Source organism: Pararhizobium sp. A13 (assembly GCF_040126305.1).
Taxonomy (GTDB): domain Bacteria; phylum Pseudomonadota; class Alphaproteobacteria; order Rhizobiales; family Rhizobiaceae; genus Pararhizobium.
Map to the genome: position 1 here is coordinate 417,282 of NZ_CP149512.1, position 22,470 is coordinate 439,751.

Annotated in this window: 13 protein-coding genes; 12 read left to right on the forward strand and 1 reads right to left on the reverse strand. The window is 61.0% G+C overall.

Features of this window, described 5'->3' with window-relative positions; translation table 11 throughout:
• The first annotated feature begins 70 nt into the window (after positions 1-70).
• The 12 genes from WI754_RS30565 (at position 71) to WI754_RS30620 (ending at position 21,269) form a co-directional block, all read left to right on the forward strand.
• Positions 71-463, forward strand: a complete 393-nt coding sequence (locus tag WI754_RS30565) for a hypothetical protein (RefSeq protein WP_341486421.1) — start codon at positions 71-73, stop codon at positions 461-463.
• 209 nt (positions 464-672) lie between these two features.
• Positions 673-2,064 (forward strand): FAD/NAD(P)-binding protein, encoded by a 1,392-nt coding sequence (locus WI754_RS30570; protein ID WP_341486422.1) that lies wholly within the window; start codon positions 673-675, stop codon positions 2,062-2,064.
• 248 nt (positions 2,065-2,312) lie between these two features.
• Positions 2,313-3,482, forward strand: a complete 1,170-nt coding sequence (gene ssuD / locus WI754_RS30575; RefSeq protein ID WP_341486423.1) for an FMNH2-dependent alkanesulfonate monooxygenase — start codon at positions 2,313-2,315, stop codon at positions 3,480-3,482.
• A 214-nt stretch (positions 3,483-3,696) separates the two neighbouring features.
• The gene (locus tag WI754_RS30580) at positions 3,697-9,150 is read left to right on the forward strand and encodes an alpha-2-macroglobulin family protein (RefSeq protein ID WP_341486616.1); all 5,454 of its coding nucleotides are present in this window, start codon (positions 3,697-3,699) and stop codon (positions 9,148-9,150) included.
• The gene (gene pbpC, locus WI754_RS30585) at positions 9,150-11,234 is read left to right on the forward strand and encodes a penicillin-binding protein 1C (protein WP_341486424.1); all 2,085 of its coding nucleotides are present in this window, start codon (positions 9,150-9,152) and stop codon (positions 11,232-11,234) included. The genes WI754_RS30580 and pbpC overlap by 1 nt, the downstream gene beginning before the upstream one ends.
• 182 nt (positions 11,235-11,416) lie before the next feature.
• Positions 11,417-12,343, forward strand: a complete 927-nt coding sequence (gene bcsN / locus WI754_RS30590; protein ID WP_341486425.1) for a cellulose biosynthesis protein BcsN — start codon at positions 11,417-11,419, stop codon at positions 12,341-12,343.
• 108 nt (positions 12,344-12,451) lie between these two features.
• Positions 12,452-14,635: a UDP-forming cellulose synthase catalytic subunit gene (gene bcsA / locus WI754_RS30595; RefSeq protein WP_341486426.1), complete on the forward strand. Its 2,184-nt coding sequence runs from the start codon at positions 12,452-12,454 to the stop codon at positions 14,633-14,635.
• Complete coding sequence (locus WI754_RS30600; protein ID WP_341486427.1) at positions 14,632-16,956, forward strand: cellulose biosynthesis cyclic di-GMP-binding regulatory protein BcsB; 2,325 nt, start codon at positions 14,632-14,634, stop codon at positions 16,954-16,956. Before bcsA ends, WI754_RS30600 begins: the two co-directional genes overlap by 4 nt.
• Positions 16,956-18,005 (forward strand): glycosyl hydrolase family 8, encoded by a 1,050-nt coding sequence (locus tag WI754_RS30605; RefSeq protein ID WP_341486617.1) that lies wholly within the window; start codon positions 16,956-16,958, stop codon positions 18,003-18,005. Before WI754_RS30600 ends, WI754_RS30605 begins: the two co-directional genes overlap by 1 nt.
• Positions 18,002-20,188, forward strand: a complete 2,187-nt coding sequence (locus tag WI754_RS30610) for a tetratricopeptide repeat protein (protein ID WP_341486428.1) — start codon at positions 18,002-18,004, stop codon at positions 20,186-20,188. The genes WI754_RS30605 and WI754_RS30610 overlap by 4 nt, the downstream gene beginning before the upstream one ends.
• Positions 20,189-20,247: 59 nt before the next feature.
• Positions 20,248-20,799 (forward strand): glutathione peroxidase, encoded by a 552-nt coding sequence (locus WI754_RS30615; protein ID WP_341486429.1) that lies wholly within the window; start codon positions 20,248-20,250, stop codon positions 20,797-20,799.
• Positions 20,800-20,984: 185 nt separating this feature from the next.
• Positions 20,985-21,269 (forward strand): acylphosphatase, encoded by a 285-nt coding sequence (locus WI754_RS30620; protein WP_341486430.1) that lies wholly within the window; start codon positions 20,985-20,987, stop codon positions 21,267-21,269.
• Positions 21,270-21,278: 9 nt separating this feature from the next.
• Here WI754_RS30620 and WI754_RS30625 read toward each other — a convergent pair whose 3' ends face one another.
• The gene (locus tag WI754_RS30625; protein WP_341486431.1) at positions 21,279-22,268 is read right to left on the reverse strand and encodes an AraC family transcriptional regulator; all 990 of its coding nucleotides are present in this window, start codon (positions 22,266-22,268) and stop codon (positions 21,279-21,281) included.
• Between the last annotated feature and the right edge of the window lie 202 nt (positions 22,269-22,470).

The window sequence follows — 22,470 nt, forward strand, 5'->3', positions numbered from 1 at the left end:
CGCATTAGGCGTCGGGTCGATTTCTGTCGACATCAAACACCGTATTTTGCAACGATGCGAGGATGTGCAGATGAACAACCTGTTACCACAACTTCATGAAGGACATGCGCCGATCACGCTGCACCAGCTGTTCCGCGACGCCTTGGAGGCCTATGACGATTGGGTCGAAGGTGCAGATGCTCCGGCGGTCTACTATCAGGGCATGCCGGTTCCGATCGCAGTCGCGTTCGATCACATGCGCAATTGCACAGATATTCTGCCGAACAATATGGTCAGCGCCATTACCGAGCGACTGACAAAGCCCTGGAGCAGCGACAGCCCCCTTGATGAAATGACCTTTTCGACTGCGGCACGTGTCATGTCCGTCCTGATCAGAAAGAGAGAAATCCGGCGCACCGGCAGCGATATCAACGCCTTCATCCGCCGGTTCGAAAAGCGGCGTTCCGACCGTGTCCACCGTTGAGGTCTAGCGGCCATTCGGCAAATCCCAAACCCAATAAGTAACGGAAATATATCAAAAAATAACAGGACGTGAAAACGACTTGCTACCATGGGCTTCCCGTGGTTAAAATGACTAAATACATAGAGTATGCCGTATATTTGTGAACTGGCGTTTGAGTGACAGTGCCAAGGTTCAACAATCCAGCCGCATGAAGCGGGGGAGGGGATGATATGACGGTTCATGGTTTCTCGCCTTACGGTTATGGCGGCCAGCCTTTGCAGATCGCCATTGTCGGCCGCGGTTTTTCCGGTTTGATGATGGCGATCGCTCTCCTGAAATCAGTCAGCCAGCCGTTTCAGCTGCGCATGTTCGATCCGCAGCCGATCATCAGCGGTGGCCAGGCCCTGGCAACGGCGCGCGCGACCGAAATCCTCAACAGCCGCGCCCGCGACCTCTCGGTCTCGACCGGCGAGCCGAAGGACTTCACCCGCTGGCTGCAGGCCAACCAGCATTTTCGCGAGGCGGTCTCTGCCGCAATCCCGGGCTTCGGCCAGATCTTCGTGCCGAAGGCCACCTTCAGCGATTATGTCTATCAGCGGTTTTCCGAAGCCCTGGCGCAACGCACCGACGTCAGCGTCCAGATGTCCAATGAGGGCATCGCCAGTATCCGGCGCAAGGACGACGGCCTGTTCACGCTCGGCCTGGCAGATGGCAGCGAAGCCGTTTACGACACAGTCGTCCTGGCAACCGGCTATGGGTTGAAGCCCCCGCAGGAGAAAGGCGAGCAGGATGGTGAAGTCGTTCTGCAGAGTCCTCCAAATCGTGCCCGGCACGTCGTTGTCATGGGCAACGGCCTGCGGGCGGTGGACCAGGTCCTGCAATTGCGCGACGGCGGGTTTGCCGGTTGCATCACGATCCTGTCGCGTCGCGGTTTCCTGCCGCAGCCGCATACCCGCATGCCCGCAGATGCCGTCTTCCCGTCGCAACCGATGCCCTCGCAGCTTCGCCATATCGTCCGGTTCGTCCGCAAAGCCTGCGCGGAAGCCGAGGAAAACGGCTGGAGCTGGCAGGCCGCGATGAACGGCCTGCGCAAGCGGGCCCGCACCCTGTGGGCGTCGCTGCCACCGAGCGAAAAGCGGCAATTCAATCGCCATCTGAGGGCCATCTACGACAGCCACCGCAACAGGCTGCCGGCGGACGTGCATGCACGGCTCGAACGTGAACTGGCCGGCGGCATGACGGAGTTGAAACGCGGGACCACGCTGAAGCGGGGGCCCGGTGGGCTTGTCGTCCGGTGGGCCGGTCAGTCGACGGAGGAGCACTTTGCTGCGGACGAAGTCATAGACTGCCGCTGCCTTTCGCCTGATTTGAAGGATCCTGTTATTGTCGACCTGCTGCGCGCAGGCCTTGCAAGCACGGACGAACTCGATCTCGGCCTGGCCGTAAACCCGGCCGGCGAACTGCTTACTCTTAGGGGTCGGCCCGCTGGCCTGTTCGCCATCGGCCCGCTCGGTCTCGGCTCGCTTCCGGATATCGATCTCGTGCCGGAGATCGTAACGCAGACATACGCTGCCGCGACACTGATCGATGCGCGATCACGGCCGCAATTACAGGCAGGCTGACGGACGGTACGGCCGCACCCACGAAAGACCTGAACCCGCGGTGTTCGGATCGCGGGTCGGATTTCAGTCCATTAAAACCGCCAGTTCGACATCTGAATGTAACGCCTCAGGAATGGGGCTAGCCGCGAACGGATTTTCCATACCAAATAAAATTTATAGATATTATTGTTTTGTAACCAGCACCATTCCCGGAAAGACTATCGGCCAAATGCCAATTCGTATTCCGTACACGCTGGAGACAATCGCATATGAGCACGGTTCCGGAAAAAATCGACGTTCTCTGGTTTCTGCCCACCCATGGGGACAGCCGCTATCTCGGCACCTCCATCGGCGGCCGCAACGTTGACCTCAACTATCTGAAGCAGATCGCCCAGGCGGCCGATAATCTCGGCTACTACGGGGTGCTGATCCCAACGGGCCGTAGTTGCGAGGACAGCTGGATCGTTGCTTCCGCGCTTGCACCTCTGACCGAAAAGCTACGGTTCCTCGTCGCTGTCCGTCCGGGCCTGCTCAGCCCGACGCTTGCCGCCCGCATGACGGCGACGCTCGACAGGATTTCGAGTGGCCGTCTCCTCGTCAACGTCGTCACCGGCGGCGACCCGATCGAGAACAAGGGCGATGGTATCCATTATTCCCACGAGGAACGCTACGAAGTCACCGAAGAATTCCTCGACATCTACAAGGCCGTCCTGCGCGGTGAGGACGTGACGGTCAAGAGCAAGCATTTCGATATCGAGGATGCGAAGCTCCTGTTCCGACCGTTCCAGGATCCGCACCCGCCGCTCTATTTCGGCGGCTCGTCGGGTATCGGCCAGCAGGTCGCCGCCCGCACGATCGACAAATATCTCACCTGGGGCGAACCGCCGGAAGATGTGGAGAAGAAGATTGCCGAGGTCCGAGCGCTGGCAGATGCCGAGGGCCGTAAGGTCACCTTCGGCATCCGCCTCCACGTCATCGTTCGCGAGACCGCCAAGGAGGCCTGGAGCGCAGCGGACGAACTCATCAAGTACGTCGATGAAGACACGATCGCCGCTGCACAGAAGGTCTTCCAGCGCATGGACTCAGTTGGCCAGAGCCGGATGAGCAAGCTGCATGGTGGCCGCAAGGATAAGCTGGAAATCAGCCCCAACCTCTGGGCCGGCGTCGGCCTCGTGCGCGGCGGAGCAGGGACGGCACTCGTCGGCGATCCCGACCAGGTGAAGGCGCGGATCGACGAATATCGCCAGATCGGCATCGACACCTTCATCCTGTCCGGTTATCCGCATCTGGAAGAAGCCTACAAGTTTGGCGAACTCGTGCTGCCGAACCTGCCGCTCAACCATCCGGTGAAGGCCTATTCGGCCGGTGCGAACACTGGGCCTTTCGGCGAAACGATCGCCGGCGACCACCGCCCGACGCTTAAGGTCTCCCAATCCTGATCTATCCAACCTAAGGCACCCCGATGTGTCTCTTTGAAGAAATATCGGGGGTTGCGCATTTTATATTTCGTCCAGCGATTAAACGGTGATGTTCAACCGTTAACCAGGGCAGTGACCAGAGAAAGGTCGCTGCCCTGGCTCGGTTGACAAACGACGGACAAGTCTGAAGAGTACAACCGGTCAAAACGGCAGCGTTGGGGAGGACTTAATGTCTATGCGCGCGTTTATCCGGTTTTCAGCGATCATTCTTACCGCACTCTCCTTCAGCCCTGCTGCCGGGGCAGCGGAAACGGGCCGGCATGTCCTTACGACAGAGAACGGCGACTATTTCGGCTTTGACCTCCGCACCGAGCAAAATGTCACGCTCGATCAGTGCAAGACGGTCTGCATCGCCGACTCCTCCTGCCGCGCCTTCACCTACAATCCCAAGGTGAAATGGTGTTTCCTCAAATCCGACTACAACAAGCTGAATACGTTCAACGGCGCGATCGCCGGCAAGATTGTCGAAGCCGCCTCGAGCGAACCGGATATCGGCGCGCCGCCGGCGCTGCCCTTCCTGACCGAACAGCAACTTGCTGATGCCCGCACGGCCAAAAACAATCTCGCGCTGGAGCCGGATCAGGAAGGGCAGGGGCTCAACGGCCTGATCGCCGCCGCTCACCGCGAACTCGCCGCCGGCAACATTGCCCCGGCACTGAAGGCTTTCCAGGGTGCCTTATCGATCATCCCGGAGGATGGCGCGGTCTGGATCGAGGCGGCACGCGCCGCCAACCGCGTCTACGGCAACACCGACTTCGCAGTCCAGGCGTCGCTCGCCGCCATCAACGGCTACCAGCTCACGCGCACCACACAGTCCCGTGCAGACGCTCTGGCTGTTCTCGCAAAGGCGCTGGAAAGCTCGGAGAACTTCCGCGCGGCGCTCAGCGCCTACAAGGCCAGCCTTGCGATTGTCGAGGCAAAGACGGTTCGCGCAGCCTATGACACCTTGAAAGTGCGCCAAGGCTTCCGCGTGACTGAGCATACGGTCGATTCCGACAGCGCCATACCGCGGGTCTGCGCCCAGTTCTCCGAACCGCTGGTCAAGGCCGGCGTGGATTATACCCCATTCGTCACCCTCGACGGTGCACCGCCCAAGGCGCTTGAAGCTAAGGGCAGCGAGATCTGCGTCGAGGGCCTGAACCACGGTCAGCGCTACAAGCTGGCCTTCCGTCAGGGCCTGCCGTCCTCCATTTCCGACGAGCCCCTTGAAGCCCAGGTCAATCTCGACGTCTATATACCGGATCGCGCTGCGATGGTGCGCTTCACCGGCGATAGCTTCGTGCTTCCCGGAACCGCCCGTCGCGGCATTCCGCTCGTCTCAGTCAACACCACCAGCGCAAACCTCAAGCTCTACCGCATCGGCGATCGCAACATCGCGTCACTGCTCACCACCTCGCAATTCCTGACGCAGCTCGACGGGTACAGTGCCCAGCGCATCCAGGATGAAAACGGCGAGATGGTCTGGCAGGGCTCGATCGATATCTCCACCGACCTCAACAAGGAAGTGGTGACCAGCTTTTCGGTGGACGAAGCGTTGCCGCAGCGCAAGCCCGGCGTCTATGTCCTGACCGCCGTCTCGGGTACTGCAGCGACAAACGAGTGGGACAGCCAGGCAACGCAATGGTTCGTCGTCTCCGATATCGGTCTCTCGACCTATTCCGGCACGGATGGCTTGAGCGTTTTTGCCCGGTCCCTGGCGACGGCCAAGCAGATGGCCGGGGTCGAACTGACGCTGCTTGCCAAGAACAACGAAATTCTTGGAACGGTGACCACCGACGCGCAGGGCCGTGCAACCTTCGATGCCGGTCTGTTGCGTGGCACCGCCGCCATGACCCCCGCGGTGATCACCGCAAAGGGCGGCAACGACGATTTCGTCTTCCTCGACTTGACGCGCGCTGGCTTCGATCTCTCCGACCGTGGCGTCACCGGACGCGCGGCACCGGGTGCCATCGACATACTGACCTGGACCGAGCGCGGCATTTATCGCGCCGGTGAAACCGTGCACGTTTCCGCATTGGCGCGCGACAGCGCTTCCGTTGCAATCGAGAAGCTGCCGCTGACCTTCATCTTCATGCGCCCCGATGGCGTCGAGGATCGCCGCGTCGTCAACGACGGCGGCCAGGCAGGCGGCTATACGCTCGATCTCGCCCTGCAGCCGAACGCCATGCGCGGCACATGGACCGTGCAGGTCTATACCGATCCCAAGGGCACGGCGATCAGCGAGAAGCAGTTCCAGGTCGACGACTTCGTCCCTGATCGGGTCGAGTTCGACATGGCGAGCACCGTCAAACAGATCGAGATCGGCAAGCCGGCGCCGATCACCATCGACGGGCGATTCCTGTATGGCGCACCTGCAGCGGGCCTCGAGCTCGAAGGCGAAGTCGGGCTCAAGCCGACTCGCGAAAGCGCCGATTTCAAGGGCTATTTCTTCGGTCTGGCCGATGAGGAAGCGACGGAAGACAGCCGCACGCCGCTGGAGGCTCTGGAGCCGCTGGACGAAGACGGCAAATCGATGTTCGAGGTGAACCTCACGGAAACGCCGTCCACAACCCAATTGCTGAACGCCAACATTACTGTGCGCGTTCAGGAAGCCGGCGGCCGGGCCGTCGAGCGTTCGCTGACGCTGCCCGTCAGGCCGGAAGGCTCGATGATCGGCATCAAGCCGCAATTCACCGGCGACCTCGCGGAAAATGCGGTTGGCAAATTCCATGTCATCGCCCTCGACCAGAATGGCGACAAGCAGGCCCAGTCGGGCCTGACCTGGACGCTGTTGCGCGTCGAGCAGGATTATCAATGGTACCGCGACGGCACCGCCTGGAAATACGAGCCCGTGATTTCGACCAAGCAGGTGTCCGCCGGCAAGCTTGATGTCACCAAGGATGGCGGCGAGATTTCCCTGTCGGCCGGCTGGGGCCGTTACCGCCTCGAAGTCGAGACCGCCGATATCGATGGACCAACATCAAGTGTGGAATTCGATTCCGGCTGGTATGTCGCCGCCAGCTCGACGGAAACACCGGATGGCCTGGAGATCGCGCTCGACAAGGAAAATTATGCGATCGGCGATACTGCAAAGCTCAGGGTTTCGCCACGGTTTGCCGGCGAGGTCCTGGTCACGATCGGTTCGGAAAAGCTGGTCGCCACGAAGACTGCCACCGTTCCTGCCGAAGGCGGTGAGATCGATATTCCGATCACCGAGGATTTTGGTGCCGGCGCCTATGTGACGGCAACCCTCTATCGTCCGGGCGACGCGCAGGAAAGCCGCCTGCCGATGCGCGCCATCGGCATCAAATGGCTCGCCGTCGATCCGGCAGATCGCAAGCTCTCGGTCAAACTGGATTTACCGGAGAACACTCTGCCTCGCCAAACCCTCAACATCCCGGTTGAAGTCACAGGCGCAGGGGTGGGCGAGGAAGCCTATGTGACGGTTGCCGCCGTCGATGTTGGTATTCTCAATCTGACGCGCTACGAGGCGCCCGATCCGGACGGCTGGTATTTCGGCCAGCGCCAGCTCGGTCTTGAAATCCGCGACCTCTATGGCCGTCTGATCGACGGATCGCTCGGCGCCGCAGGACGCCTGCGCAGCGGTGGCGACGGCGGCCAGATGCCGCTTCAGGGCAAGCCGCCGACCGAAAAGCTGGTGGCTTTCTTCTCCGGGCCGGTTCAGCTTGATGCGAGCGGCAAGGCGATCATCAGTTTCGACATCCCGCAGTTCAACGGCACGGCCCGCGTCATGGCGGTCGCCTGGTCGAAGACCGGTGTCGGTCACGCCAGTTCCGACGTCGTCATCCGCGATCCGGTCGTGGTGACGGCAAGCCTGCCTCAATTCCTGGCACCTGGCGACAAGGCCGAACTTCGCCTCGACATTGCCAATACCGACGGCCCTGCAGGGGAGCTCAATCTCAAGGTGACGAGTAGCTCGTCCGTGGTGATCGACAGCGCCCAGGCCGAGCAGACGTTCAGCGTCAAGCCGGGCGGAAAATTCGACCTGACGTTGCCGCTATCCGGTGTCCATCCAGGTGACGGCGCCATCTCGATCGAGCTTTCGAGTGCCGACGGACTGTCGCTGCAGCAATCCGTCTCGGTTCCGGTGCGGCCGGCATCCTTGCCGGTGACGACACGTCTTCCCGTCACTATCGAGCCCAATGCCAGCCTGAAGGTGGACGGCGAATTGCTGGCCGAAAGCATGCTGCAGGGGTCGGCGGTCAGCATCAGCGTCACACGCTCCGCAGCCTTCGATATCCCGGCGCTGCTGACCTCGCTCGATCGCTACCCCTATGGCTGCGCCGAGCAGACGACCAGCCGCGCACTGCCGCTGCTTTATCTCAGCGAACTTTCGAAACAATCCGGCCTGCCGGAGGATGCGGATGTACAAGAGCGCGTGCAGAAGGCGATCTACCGGGTCCTGTCGTATCAGTCATCGACAGGCAGTTTCGGCCTCTGGAGCCCCGGCTCCGGCGACCTCTGGCTCGACGCCTATGTCACCGACTTCCTGACCCGGGCGCGCGAGCAGAAATACCAGGTGCCGGACCAGGCGATGGTTCAGGCGCTCGATAATCTGCAGAATGCCTTGAGCTATGATGTGGACGTCAAGAGCCAGGGCAACGAGATCGCCTATGCCCTCTATGTGCTGGCCCGCAACCGCAAGGCCGCAATCAGCGACCTGCGTTACTACGCCGATACGAAGCTTTCCGATTTCCCGACCCCTCTTTCCAAGGGCCATCTGGCCGCCGCACTCGCGCTTTACGGCGACGGGCAACGCTCACAGAGCATTTTCGGCGACGCGCTGCAGATGTCGACTGGCACGAATACAAGCCTTCTCGACCGCTCCGACTATGGCTCGCCGCTCCGCGATGATGCTGCGGTGCTGACGCTGGCGGCGGAAAGTCGTCCCGTACCGGCGATCATTCCGCAGCTCGCCAAGATCGTCGCCCGCGAATGGGAACAGGCTTCCTACACAAGCACGCAGGAACAGATGTGGACGCTGCTTGCGGCGCGTGCCATCAAGGGCGGCGATCAGGATCTGAGGCTCGACATCAATGGAACAGCGCGCAGTGGTGGTTATGCCGCGCGTCTGACCGGCGACGAAATCCTCGACCAACCGATCACGATCAGCAACCGATCCAGCGAACCGGTCGCCGCCGTCGTCACGACGGTTGCAGCACCCGCCTTCCCGCTGCCTGCCGGCGGCAACGGGTTCACGATCCAGCGAACCTACTACACGCTCGATGGCGAGGAAGCCAACATCACGCAGGCCAAGCAGAACGAGCGCTACGTGGTCGTCATCAACGCGACGGAGAGCAACGCCTGGCCGTCGCGCGTGCTGATTACCGATCTCCTGCCGGCCGGTTTCGAGATCGACAATCCGAGCCTCGTCGACAGCGCCAAGCTCTCGAACTTCGAATGGATCGGCGAGATCGAAGCGGCACATACGGAATTCCGCAGCGACCGTTTCGTTGCCGCCTTCGACCGGTCGAGCGGTGACGACCGGGCAATCACGGTCGCCTATGTCGTGCGGGCCGTCACGCCGGGAACCTACGACCATCCGGCGGCCAACATCGAGGACATGTACCGGCCACAGTTTTCCGCGCGCACCGCCACGGGGCGCATGGAGGTTCAGGCGGTCGAATAATGTCGCTCTGGTGGAAATCCTGCGTTGCGCTCTTCGGCTCCGCATTTCTGTGCGCGGCGGCAGTGTTGGGACTTGAGGCCGCCGACCGCGCCTATCCGCCGCCACTCGACAAGGCGCGCACCGTCTCGGCCGAAGTTCTCGACGCCGACGGTCAGTTGTTGCGCGCCTTCGCGACACCGGAGGGCCGATGGCGGCTGAAGACGACGGCGAAGGATGTCGATGCGCAGTTCGTCCGCATGCTGATTGCCTATGAGGACCAGCGCTTCTGGCAGCATAACGGTATCGATCCCTGGGCCTTGATGCGGGCTGCCTGGCAATTTGCAAGCCATGGGCGAATCGTTTCCGGAGCATCGACTCTGTCGATGCAGGTGGCCCGCCTGATCGAGCCGCGCGAGGGGCGTTCCTTTGCTGCGAAACTTCGCCAGTTGGCCCGCGCGATTCAGATCGAGCGGCGACTGAGCAAAGCCGAAATCCTCGATCTCTACCTGACCCATGCGCCCTATGGCGGCAACCTCGAAGGCATCCGCGCGGCAAGCCTTGCCTATTTCGGCAAGGAACCACGGCGACTGACGGTTTCTGAAGCCGCGTTGCTCGTTGCGCTTCCACAATTGCCTGAAAAACGCCGACCCGACCGCCAGCTGAAAGCTGCCGAGACGGCGCGCCAGCGGGTTTTGACGCGCATGGCGGTTTCCGCCGTCATCGGGGAAGGGGAGGCGGAGCGCGCAGCGGGAGTTGCCATTCCGAACCGCCGCCTCCAGCTCCCGGCCTTTGCCGCCCACGTCGCCGAATCCGCCTTGCGCAAGGAGCCGAAAGTCATCCAGCACCAGACGACGCTCAGACGCCCCATTCAGAAGGCGCTTGAGACAGTCGCAAAGGACGCAGCAGCGAAACTCGGACCAAAAGTATCCATCGCCATGGTCATGGCGGATGCGCGCACCGGAGAGATCGTTGGCGAGCTCGGCTCCGCTGATTATTTCGATGCCAGCCGCTCCGGATGGATCGACATGACCCGCGTCCCCCGGTCGCCGGGCTCGACGCTCAAACCCTTCATCTATGGTCTCGCCTTCGAGCAGGGCCTCGTCTCGCAGGAAACGATCATCGAGGACCGACCGGCTGATTTCTTCGGCTATCGTCCACGCAACTTCGACATGACCTATCAGGGGGATGTCAGCATCCGGCAGGCGCTGCAACTGTCGCTCAACGTGCCGGCCGTGCGGCTGCTCGATGCGGTCGGGCCAAGCCGGATGATGATGCGTTTCCGGCGCGCTGAAGTCCGGCCCATCCTGCCGCCGAACGAGGCGCCCGGCCTCGCGATCGGTCTGGGCGGTCTGGGCATCAATCTGAAGGATCTGGTGCAACTCTATACGGCATTGGCGAACCGCGGCAAACCCATGCGGCTTGGCGACGGTATCCAGGATCAGCCCAGCCAGATCGAAGGCGAGCCGCTTCTCGATCCGGTCGCGACCTGGCAGATCGCCGATATCCTGTCCGGCGTCTTGCCGCCCACCGGCGCAGGCCGGCGCGGCATCGCCTACAAGACGGGGACGAGTTATGGCTACCGCGATGCCTGGTCGGTCGGGTTTGACGGCCGCTACGTGCTCGGTGTTTGGGTGGGCAGGCCCGACAATGGCGCCGTACCGGGCCTGACCGGCTACGGGACGGCGGCGCCCATCCTGTTCGAAGGCTTTGCCAAATCCGGCGTTGCCATGACGCCCTTGCCGCACGCGCCCGCTGGCGCAGTTCGCATCGCCCAGGCCGAGCTGCCGATCAGCCAGAGACGTTTTTCGCTGACCTCGAACGGGCTCGTCTCGGCAACGGTTCGCGAGGCGGCTCCCCAGATCGTCTATCCTCCGGAGGGCGCCCGCGTCGAACTGGGTGTCGACACGGCGGGCATGCCCATGCCGCTGGTCCTCAAGCTCCAAGGAGGGAGGGCGCCGTTCCGCTGGCTGGCAAACGGCAAGCCATTGCCGCAAACGTCAAGGCGTCGCGTCAACCAATGGGTTCCTGACGGAGCCGGCTATTCGACGCTGACGGTCATCGATGCCGCAGGGCGCGCTGCAAGCGTTCGGGTTTTCCTCAATTGAGGCTGCAGCGCTCCCATGCGCCAAATGGCTAAGACCCCTAACTTGGCAATCCAAGATTGCACCGGCCATGAATGGGGATTCACGAAATGGCCCCTATAAGCTAACAGTGGTCAACGATCCGATTCGTCGCGATTCGCATTTGCGTCCTGGCATCGACATCCACTGGGGAAGACGGGGGTTTTTTGCCTGCATCAGCATTTCCATCTTGGCGATATCTGCTCGCAGGCTTTGCGATAGCCGCTGCGCTTGCGGGCTGCGGCGCTCGCGACGGTGTACGGCTGTCCGATACAGCAGTGACGGTTCCCGACGAGACGGCATTCGCGCTGCCGCCGCCGAGCGGGCCGGCGGTCGTCAACATCGTCGAGCGCCGTTTCAGCGATAGCACCCAACAGGACATCTTCCTGTTCACGTCAGCATCCACACCGGGCCAGAATGTCCTGCGCGTTCAATTGTTCGGGCCGGTCGGATTGCAGATGGATGGACAGAAGGGGCTCGGCTACTCCTCCATCAGGGCGAGCGAGATTGCCAAGGAAATGCGCCGCGAGCTTCCCGGCGTCGCGCTCACCCAGTCACCGCTCTACCTGCAGAACAACTACGGCCCCTTCAGCTACGCATACGGCCGCGGCCACGGCAACGATGCCTGTCTCTATGCTTGGCAGCAGATCCGTTCGCCCGAAGAAGCAAGGACAGTCTTCCAGAACCGCGGCACGATCCAGGTTCGCTTGCGCCTCTGCGAGGACGGTGCGAGTGAAGAGAAACTGCTCAGCACGATGTACGGATACACCATTCGCGCCGCCTTCAACGTACCAGGGTGGAACCCATACGGCGAACCACCGAGCGTCGATCCGACGTTGGGCCGCACGGGAAACCCGATCTATCCCAAAAGCGAAGACCTGCGTGATTCACCGACCGCAGCTGTGGAAAATATAAGGCCGCTCCCCGTTTTGCGACAGAAGCAGGCCGTCGGCACCATCGAAAAAGTGGAGCCGGTGAAACAAGCGGCTTCGGAAGAAACCATTCCTTTACCAGCAGGCACGGATATAGGGGCCGTCGTTGTTCCTTCTCCGGACTGTATGACACAGTCTGAAGGCGCCACACAGTGCAAATAATTCGGCCTGGTCCGGATTACCGATCGCAGTTTGAGTTGACCGTGGCATTTTAAGGGCTTCCGCCGGCAAACAGCATGCCGCCCGGAGGTCTCCTGAAAGGCAGTAGCCATGAAGGCTGGTATTATCCTTTTCTGGGCCATCACTTCCCTGGGAGTGATCGCGCTCGTGACGTTGCCGATCAATCTCCAGACCCAGTTGATTGCCAGCATTGCCGTCGTCACTTTCATGGCCGTGATCAAGATCCTGCGCGCAGAAGGGACATGGCGCCTGATCGCCCTTGCTTTCGGTACGGCCATCATCATGCGTTATGTTTACTGGCGCACGACCAGCACGCTGCCGCCATTCAACCAGCTCGAAAACTTCATCCCCGGCTTCCTGCTCTACCTGGCTGAAATGTACAGCGTCATGATGTTGGCGCTCAGCCTTTTCGTCGTCTCGATGCCCCTGCCGCCGCGTCCCTCCCGCGCGACATCAGAAGGCAAGTATCCGAGCGTCGACGTTTTTGTCCCGACCTATAACGAAGATGCCGAGCTTCTGGCGAATACACTGGCGGCGGCGAAAGCGATGGACTATCCGGCCGACAAGTTGACCGTCTGGCTTCTCGATGACGGCGGCACGCTGCAGAAGCGAACGTCGCCAAATCTCCTCGAAGACCAGATGGCCAAGGCCCGGCATCAGGAACTGCAGATCCTGTGCAGCGATCTTGATGTGCGCTATCTGACCCGCGACCGGAACGAACATGCCAAGGCCGGCAACCTCAACAACGGCATGCAGCATTCCAACGGCGAATTGATCGCGGTCTTCGATGCCGACCACGCACCGACACGCGATTTCCTGCTGGAGACCGTCGGTTATTTCGAGGACGATCCGAAGCTCTTCCTTGTCCAGACACCGCATTTCTTTCTGAACCCGGACCCGATCGAGCGCAATCTGCGAACCTTCGAAAAGATGCCGAGCGAGAACGAGATGTTCTACGGCATCATCCAGCGCGGCCTCGACAAATGGAACGCCTCGTTCTTCTGCGGCTCGGCGGCCGTGTTGCGCCGGCAGGCGCTCGACCAGACCGGCGGATTTAGCGGCGTGAGCATCACGGAAGATTGCGAAACCGCGATCGCCCTGCATGCGAGTGGCTGGAACAGCGTCTATGTCGACCGGCCGCTGATCGCCGGGCTGCAGCCTGCGACATTTGCCAGCTTCATCGGCCAGCGCAGCCGCTGGGCGCAGGGCATGATGCAGATCCTGCGCTTCCGCTTTCCGCTCTTGAAGCGCGGCCTGTCGATCCCGCAGCGGCTCTGCTACATGTCGTCGACACTGTTCTGGCTCTTCCCCTTTCCCCGCGCGATCTTCCTCTTTGCGCCGCTCTGTTACCTGTTCTTTGATCTGGAAATCTTCACGGCATCCGGCGGCGAGTTCCTCGGCTATACGCTAGCCTATATGCTCGTGAACCTGATGATGCAGAATTATCTCTATGGCTCGTTCCGCTGGCCATGGATCTCCGAACTTTACGAATATGTCCAGACGATCCATCTGTTGCCGGCCGTCGTCTCGGCGATCGTCAACCCCAGAAAGCCGAGCTTCAAGGTGACGGCCAAGGACGAAACCGTCCTCGTCAGTCGCCTGTCCGAAATCAGCCGGCCATTCTTTCTCATCTTCGGGATTTTGCTGCTCGCCGTCGTCGTAACGGCTTACCGGGTCTACACGGAGCCGTACAAGGCGGACGTCACCCTGGTGGTTGGCGGCTGGAACCTGCTCAACCTACTTCTCTCTGGATGTGCGCTTGGTGTCGTCTCCGAACGCGGTGAGTTGACCGCAACCCGAAGGGTCAAGGTCACGCGCCGATGTGAATTCGGGCTTGACGAGCAATGGTACCCGGCCACGATCGACAATGTTTCGGTTAACGGCGCCCGCGTCAACGTCTATGCGAAGAACCTGGGAGCGCTCCCGTTGAACAAGCGCGGCCTGATCCGATTCACGCCATACAGCAGCGGTCAGGAGGAAATTCTCCCGGTTGCGGTCCGCAATACGCAGGTAGCCGGGGACATCCTCACCGTCGGCTGCCTTTATCTGCCGGAGGTAGCACGTGACCACAGCCTCGTCGCCGATCTTATTTTTGCAAATTCGCAGCAATGGACTCAGTTCCAGATGTCGCGCCGTGGCAATCCCGGTTTGCTGCGGGGAACGATCTGGTTCCTCGGCCTTGCCTTTTATCAGACCAGCCGTGGCCTCATCTATTTCTTCAGCAGTCCGGGGGCGAGAGACAAGGCCCGAATGGCTGCGGAGGCAAAAAGATGATGAAGTCCGTCCTTCTGGCTTTGATCATCCTGGTGCTACAGAGCTTCCCGCTTCGTGCGCAAGCGCCGTTCGACATGACGCCGGAGCGGCCGGCGGCTGAAGAGCAGACAGGGAATGGAGCGGTCTCGCAGCCCATGGTCGTCACGCCAACTGCCCAACCGAGTGAAACCGAAGCCTTTCAGCGGTACCTTCTCCCAAACGGCAGCCTGGATCTGAGCGGTGAAGTCGAAGATCGGGCCTGGTCGTTCTATCTGACACCGCAACAGGCAGCCGCAGGCGCAAAACTCAATCTCGGTTATCAGAATTCGATTTTCGTTGCGCCGGAGGTATCCCGCCTTTTGGTCGAGATCAACGACACGAAGATCGCCAACGAAGCGGTTCGTTCTGCTGATACCGTATCCGACTTGAGCTTCGACCTTCCGAAGGACCTGTTGAAACCTGGATCGAACCTGATCCGCCTGCGCGCGGACCAGCGTCACCGTACAGACTGCACGATCGAATCGACCTATCAGCTCTGGTCGAACGTCGATGCTGAAAGGACCTATCTCAGCTTTTCGGGTAGCGAGGCGCCGGGCCTGCAAAGCCTCGACGATATCCGGGCCATCGGCGTCGACGACAGTGGGCTCACCCGGTTCAATTTCGTCGTACCGGCGCTGGAACAACCCAGCACGACGATACCATTGATGCGGCTTGCCCAGGGTCTCGCCGTTCTCGCCGACATGCCGAACCAATCTTTCACGTTCAACACGCGCGGCATCGCCGGAACAAAACCGGGCGAATTGACGGTGCTCGTTGGCACCTCCGCCGAGCTTCAGCCGCTTCTTGCCTCCTTGCCCGGCAGCGCCAGCTCCGAGCCCGTTGCCGGCTTCGTCGAAGATCCGGCGACCGGATCCTCGGTTCTTGTCGTCAGCGGACCCACGTGGCAGGCAATCGGCACGGCAATAGAGAGCGTCGTTGCCCCCACCGACGTCGCCGGTCCGGCGACCCGCCGCGACGTCATAACGACACAACGGTGGCACTCTCCCGACGCGCCTTTCCTTTTCTCCGATACCAGGCTGCGTTTCTCCCAACTCGGTTTCAAGACCGAAGAGTTTTCTGGCCGGCGGTTTCGCACCGACTTTACCATCGGCGTTCCTGCGGATTTCTATGCCAATGGATATGGCGAAGCGGTCATCCTTCTGGACGCCGCCTATTCTGCGACCGTCTTGCCCGGCAGCCATATCGACATCTATGTCAATGGAAATATCGCCTCGACCGTGCCGATTGCCTCGTCCGGCGGCGGTATCCTCAGACATCTGCCGATCAACGTGACGATGCGACATTTCCGCCCCGGCGTGAACACGATCACAATCGAAGCCATTCTCGAAACCGAGGACGACAAGCTTTGCGCACCCGGCACAACCGGTGTGGAAACGCCGCGCTTCGCGCTGTTCGACAGCTCTGAATTCCACATGCCCGACTTCGCCCGCATCGCGCAATTGCCCAATCTCGCGGCGTCCGCCGGGACCGGGTTTCCCTATGGTAGAAGCCAGGACGCTATCCGCCTCTACCTGGATCGCATCGATGCCGATACATTATCGGCTGCAGCGACGTTTCTCGGACGATTGGCCGGCGGCGCCGGTCACCCAATCCCTGTCGACACGGTGGCGTCTCCAGCACTGATCGGCAGTCGAAGCGCGATCTTCATTGGCGCGCTTTCGCAAATGCCGCAGACGGTCCTGACGCAGATGAATATTACCGAGACCAGCCGTACGACATGGGGATCCGCTCCAGGCGGCGAGGCGGACGCGGTCAATACCGAAGCCGCTCTCGATGCGTGGCGGGAGAAATTGCGTGGCGGCGTCTTTGCCAACTGGATCACCGCATTCGAGGACTGGGTTAAACGGAACTTCGACATTTCCCTTTCCTCGTTGCGATTCGCGCCGGTATCTGAGAGCAGCTTCACGCCCTCGAAGGAGGCATCGTTGCTGGTCGCCCAAAGCGCCAGCCCCGACGGCAGCGGCACATGGTCCCTGGTGGCTGCCCCGACAGGAAAAGACCTGCACGAAGGCATGCAGGCCCTGAGCGCGCAGGACACCTGGAAACAGCTTTCCGGCCATATCGCGACCTACCAGCGTGGCACCAAAACGCTCGAGACCGTACCGATCAATGACTTCGACTTCATCGCGACGCAGCCGGCGTCCCTTTCAAACTATCGGCTGATAGCCGCCAACTGGCTTTCGACCAACATTCTGACCTATGCGGTGCTGCTGACTGCGCTCAGTGTTCTGCTGGGGCTTGCGACCGCCATGCTGCTCAATAATCTCGGGCGGCGGGAATGATGGCAAAACTGCTTGCAGCGCTCCTCGCAGGCATTTTCTATTTCTGCCTGCAGACCGTTCCGGCCGAGGCACAACAGTCGATGATTACCCCCGAAGCCTGGCAGGCTTATAAGACCAGATTTCTCGATCCCGGCGGCCGGATCATCGACGATGGTAACGGCAATATCAGCCACAGCGAAGGCCAGGGCTACGGCCTGCTGCTGTCGGTCCTTGCCGGCAGCCAGGCAGATTTCGCGTTGATCTGGGCCTTCACACGGACGGAGCTTCTCCTGCGCAATGACGGCCTCGCCGCCTGGAAATGGAGCCCCGGCACGAAGCCACATGTCACTGACATCAACAACGCGTCCGACGGCGATATCCTGATTGCCTATGCGCTGGGCCTTGCCGGCCAGCAGTGGAACCACGGGGATTATACGGCAGCGGGGGCAGCGATCGCCCGAGCCATTCTTGCAAAGACCGTCGTTCAAAACAACGGCCGAACGCTGCTTCTGCCGGGCGCCGCGGGATTTTCCGCCAGCGACCGCGAGGACGGCCCGGTCATCAACTTGTCCTATTGGATTTTCGAGGCGTTTCCGGTTCTCGATCAACTGGCGCCGTCGCCGGCCTGGGGAAGGCTGCGCGACGATGGCATCGCGCTCATCAACGAACTTCGTTTCGGTGCAAAACAACTGCCCGCCGACTGGGTGTCGCTGAAGCCTTTCCCCAAACCAGCGTCCGGTTTTCCGGCGGAATACGGATACAACGCACTGCGTATACCCCTTTATCTCGTTCGCGGCGGCGTAACGGACCGGCAATTGCTTTCAATGTTCCGGCAAGCCACGTCCGGCGCCAATGGTGCAATAACAACCGTGGATTTACATTCCGGCACAACCAGGACTAATCTCTCCGATCCGGGTTATCGAATTGTTAACCATATTCTGGCCTGTGTGGTGGACAAGACGGCGTTGCCGGCGGATGTGAAACAATTCACGCCAACGCTGTACTACCCTTCGACGCTCCAATTGCTGGGGTTATCTTTTGTTGCTGCAAAGCATCCGGAGTGCTTATGAAGCCGTCCTTTATCGCATTGTCAGCGATCATCGCGGCCGTCGGCATCGTCGGCATGAAGAAGCCCGACTATGTGCAGCATGTGATTCAGTCCGTTTCGCCGGCAAGCGACGATGACCTCGCCGCGCGATCATCGCGACTGCCTCAACAACAGCCAGCGTTTCAGGCCGTCGGTGAAAGAGCGCCGGTGTTCCATGAGATCAAACACCCTTCGGAGCCGCCGCTCGATACCGTCGTCACGGCGGCGACAGCGTCTACGGTTGATGAAAGTGCACTGCGCTACTTCGCAAGCCAGGGCGATACCGCAAGGCTGCAAGCGGAAATTTCGCGCCTGAAGGCGCTCTATCCCGATTGGACCCCACCGAAAGACCCGCTGGCCATTCCTCAGAACGAGGACAAGCAGTTGGAGACGATGTGGCAGCTCTATTCGCAGGCACGCTACGCCGAAGTCCGCAAGGCGATCGCCGACCGACAGGCGGCGGAACCCGCCTGGCAGCCGCCCGCGGATTTGCTCGATCGACTGGGCGTGGCAGAGGCGCGGTTGCGCCTGATCAATGCATCCGATCTCAAACAATACGAGACGGTTGTGCGCATTGGCGCCGAGACGCAGAGCCTGCTGACCTGCAGCGAGGTCGATGTCCTGTGGCGTGTTGCCGAGGCACTTTACCGGACGGAGAAGGTGCAACGGGCAACCGATGCCTATACCTATATCCTCAACAACTGCCAGAACGCCGCCGAGCGCCTCGCCACGATCCAGAAGGCAGCCGATCTTCTGCCCTCCAAAACCGTCGAGGAACTTCTCGCCAAAGAGAAGACGGCGCCAGATGGCACGCGAGAATTCGACAGTATTCGCGATGATCTGGCCCGCCGGTTTGTCGCCGAAGCCAATGCTGACGGAAAGATTGTCGTACCGCCCCAATATGTCTCGCGCGTCGAGCGGCTTGCCGAGACCGGCGGCCTTGCCTCTGATGCCCTGTTGCTCGGGTGGTATTACCTGCCGCGCGGCGATATGGAAGCCGCCGAAAAATGGTTCCGGCGCGCCGGTGACAAGGAAGGTTCCGCCTCTGCCTCGCAGGGTCTGGCGCTGACCCTGATCGATCGTAACGTGCCTCTCGAGGCCGAGAATGTCATGTATCGCTGGCGCGACGCCTCGAAGGAGGCGAAAGCGGTCTATCTGGCCGCGACCGCAAACCTGCTTGCGCTCGATCCGCCGGTTTCGATCAAGGCCGAAGTCCTCAAGCGGATCGCCGCAGAGGTGATCAAATCGCGCAACGCTGCAACAGCCCAGCAGTTCGGCTGGTATGCCCGTGCGTTGAACCAGCCGCAGACGGCGGTGCAATGGTTCAAGACGGCGCTTGGCTGGAAACTCGACGACGAGCCTTCCGCCTACGGCCTGGCGGTGACCTATCTGCAGTTGAACGATATGAAGGGCGTTTCGGAAATCCAGCGTCTTTGGGCCGGGAGGTCGGAGCGCATTGCCAAGCTCGGCGAAGAGAAAGAGGCGTCCGAAGCCACCAAGGAACAATTGCCGGTTCCGGGCGAAACGGTAACCGTTCGGCGCAAGGCCCGCCCGCAGGCGCAGGCGATTGCCGTTTCCGATGAACCTCAGGAATACAGGGAAACCCAGGATGTCATCGCTCAGCCGCGCGAGCGCATACGTGTCGCAACCGTCCGCGACTGCAGGACCACGATCAATCCTGAGACGCTGTCGCCCGACGCGGCGCTGGCGCGCGGCTGGTGCCTGATGGAACTGAACCGGCCACTGGAGGCAGCAGCAGCCTTCGAGGTCGCCTTGCTTGGATCTACGAAAACGCGCGAGGATGCCGCCTATGGCCAAAGCCTGGCCTATCTGCGGGCCGGATTGGCGAGCAAGGCCGCGGTCGCGGCGGTCAAGGCACCGCAGAAACGTGAACGCGCCCTCGAACTGCAGAAAGCCATCCTGGCCGACAAGGCCATCGCCGCCTTCGACGGGGGCCGCCCGCGGGAAGCCTTGCTTGCGCTCGATCAGTTGAATCAGATCACCCCGGAAAGAACGGATCTGCTTGCGTTGAGGGGATATGCCTATCTGAAGATGAAGCGCTATGCCGACGCACGCCGCATCTTCGAAGCACTGGCCGCGATCGGCAATCGGGATGGCCAGCGTGGACTTGCAATTATCCACGGGATATTCCACGAACACGATTGAGCGGACATACGTGCCCCACCGGCATTGCGCGTCCGCCACCAGGAGCGGAGTTAACCATCGTGACGTCATCCCCATTGGATATCCCCGTCAAGACCGCGGACGGACGCCAGACGACGCTTGGCGAATTTCGCGGACGGGTGATGCTGGTCGTCAACGTCGCCTCGAAATGCGGCCTGACCGTTCAGTATGAAGGGCTGGAAAGGCTGTTCGAGGCAAAGCGCGACGAAGGCCTCGTCATTCTTGCCTTCCCGGCCAACGACTTCATGGGACAGGAGCCGGGAACCGAAGCGGAAATAGTCGAATTCTGTACCAGCACCTACGACGTCCAGTTCCCGATCTTCGCAAAAATATCAGTCAAGGGCGAGGCGACCCATCCGCTCTACCGCAGCCTGACGACGATCGCGCCCGACGCGATCGGCGAGGGGCCGATGAGAGACCGGCTCAAAGGCTATGGCGTCGAAGCCGACAGCGCTTGCGATGTTCTCTGGAATTTCGAAAAGTTCCTGATCGGCCGCGACGGTCATGTCGCCGCCCGGTTTTCACCGGATGTGACCGCCGACGACCCGCGCCTCGTTTCCGCTATCGAAAAAGAGCTTGCGCGGGCGCGCTGACGCACCGCGGAAAGCCATGTTGGAACCAGCACAGCAAGCGCGGTGTTCTTACCGCGCGGCGGCCATCGCGCGATACTTGCCTGGCACGCACGCCGCTTTCCCGTTCTGTCATCCAGGATGAAAACACGCTTGCATTCGCCCCCGAATGTTCCAGATTGACGAGGGTGGCGTTGATGGAGACCGCGATGACGGATGATCGCAAGGCGGCACTCGTGCACATATCGGGAAGAGTACAGGGCGTCAGTTTCCGCATCTGGACGCGTGCTCAGGCGCAACGGCTCGGCCTGACCGGCTGGGTCCGCAACGAAGACGACGGATCCGTAACAGCCTTGATCGCCGGGCCAGAGGGCGCGATCGCCACCATGTTGAAACAGTTTTGGCACGGGCCGGTCGGTGCGTCCGTTTCCAGCGTCGAGACCCAGTCAGCTCCCCCCGGCGAAATTCCATCAGAGTTCCTTATCAAGACCTAACACCGCGCCTCAGACCGTTCTCGCCTCCTTGGGCGAAAACCCGTATTGCCGTTTGAACGCGGTCGAAAAGTTGGCAGTGCTCGTATAGCCGGCGAGAAAGGCTGCCTGGGCAATGCTGAGGCCTTCCGTCTCCAGTGCCAAGCGGGCCTCTTCCAGTTTCAGCTGGCGGACGTAATTGAACACGGTCGTGCCATGGGCGATGTGGAAGAGCCGCTGCAGCGTGTTAACACTCACCCCGGCTTCCGCGGCCAGTTCCTCGACCGTCGGCAGGCAGCCGCGGCTGCCACGCAACCACTCCTCCGCTCGTTCGAGCCGCTTTCGCTCCGCCGACCGCAGCGAGCCCGTTCCTGCCGGCGCCGACCTGATCGATGCGAGCCGGCCAAAGGCTTCCGCGATGATGCCAAGGGTCCGGCTTTCGAGATAGAGTTTCTGCATGAAGGGTTGAAGTTGCGGCGGGCGCATCGCCTGTTCGGCGAGCGCGATCAGCAAAGGAGAGGGGTTCCACGACATCGACGCCAGATGCTCGGCGGTGAAGGCCTTCAGCGCCAAGGCATCGGAATGGCCGAAGACATCGCCTGATTCCAGCCATTCGGGGAAGATCCTGATGGTGAATTTGCGCACCCGGTCGCCGATCTGCGCGCGGCGCCGGAAACTCTCCCGATGCTTCTGTGAAAAGAGCGTCGCCGACGGAATCCATCGGCCATCACGCGCCCCTTTTCTCGCCATCGGAATATCGCGATCGCCAATGCTGGCTGCAACCCCACCCTGAAAAAACAGCTTGATGCCCAGATGTGGGTGCATCTCGCTTTCGGTGCTGAGATCGCACAGATTGATTACATCGGAATAGTGGACCGTCAGTCCCTGGCGCACCGTGGTCCTTCGGAATGTGCCGCTGAGCACCGTGTCGTCGCTTGAGATGTTGTCGCTGAGCAGGCGGAAGGACTGATTTTCCTTGCGCATGCGGTCGAAGAAATCCTGCGCTTTGACCTGGGTGTTCATCGGGCGGCGGCTTTATCCGGTGGCGGCGCGGCGGTGCGCCCTTGCGGTTTTGCAAACGAAATTGGTGGTTTTGCAAAGATGTTGGCGGTGGCCTTCATCTCGATATGGGGTATATACACAAAACATGACTATTTCCATCATATTATTTTCGATGGATGGATATGACCCCGGCTTGATCAAGGGACCGACCGGGGAAACAGGT

What these genes read in the sequence shown, in the direction of transcription:
- WI754_RS30580 (WP_341486616.1), top strand. Translation starts at nt 3,697, where the DNA reads ATGCGCGCGTTTATCCGGTTTTCAGCGATCATTCTTACCGCACTCTCC.
- bcsA (WP_341486426.1), top strand. Translation starts at nt 12,452, where the DNA reads ATGAAGGCTGGTATTATCCTTTTCTGGGCCATCACTTCCCTGGGAGTG.
- WI754_RS30610 (WP_341486428.1), top strand. Translation starts at nt 18,002, where the DNA reads ATGAAGCCGTCCTTTATCGCATTGTCAGCGATCATCGCGGCCGTCGGC.
- WI754_RS30600 (WP_341486427.1), top strand. Translation starts at nt 14,632, where the DNA reads ATGATGAAGTCCGTCCTTCTGGCTTTGATCATCCTGGTGCTACAGAGC.
- ssuD (WP_341486423.1), top strand. Translation starts at nt 2,313, where the DNA reads ATGAGCACGGTTCCGGAAAAAATCGACGTTCTCTGGTTTCTGCCCACC.
- pbpC (WP_341486424.1), top strand. Translation starts at nt 9,150, where the DNA reads ATGTCGCTCTGGTGGAAATCCTGCGTTGCGCTCTTCGGCTCCGCATTT.
- WI754_RS30565 (WP_341486421.1), top strand. Translation starts at nt 71, where the DNA reads ATGAACAACCTGTTACCACAACTTCATGAAGGACATGCGCCGATCACG.
- WI754_RS30620 (WP_341486430.1), top strand. Translation starts at nt 20,985, where the DNA reads ATGACGGATGATCGCAAGGCGGCACTCGTGCACATATCGGGAAGAGTA.
- WI754_RS30570 (WP_341486422.1), top strand. Translation starts at nt 673, where the DNA reads ATGACGGTTCATGGTTTCTCGCCTTACGGTTATGGCGGCCAGCCTTTG.
- WI754_RS30625 (WP_341486431.1), bottom strand. Translation starts at nt 22,268, where the DNA reads ATGAACACCCAGGTCAAAGCGCAGGATTTCTTCGACCGCATGCGCAAG.
- WI754_RS30605 (WP_341486617.1), top strand. Translation starts at nt 16,956, where the DNA reads ATGGCAAAACTGCTTGCAGCGCTCCTCGCAGGCATTTTCTATTTCTGC.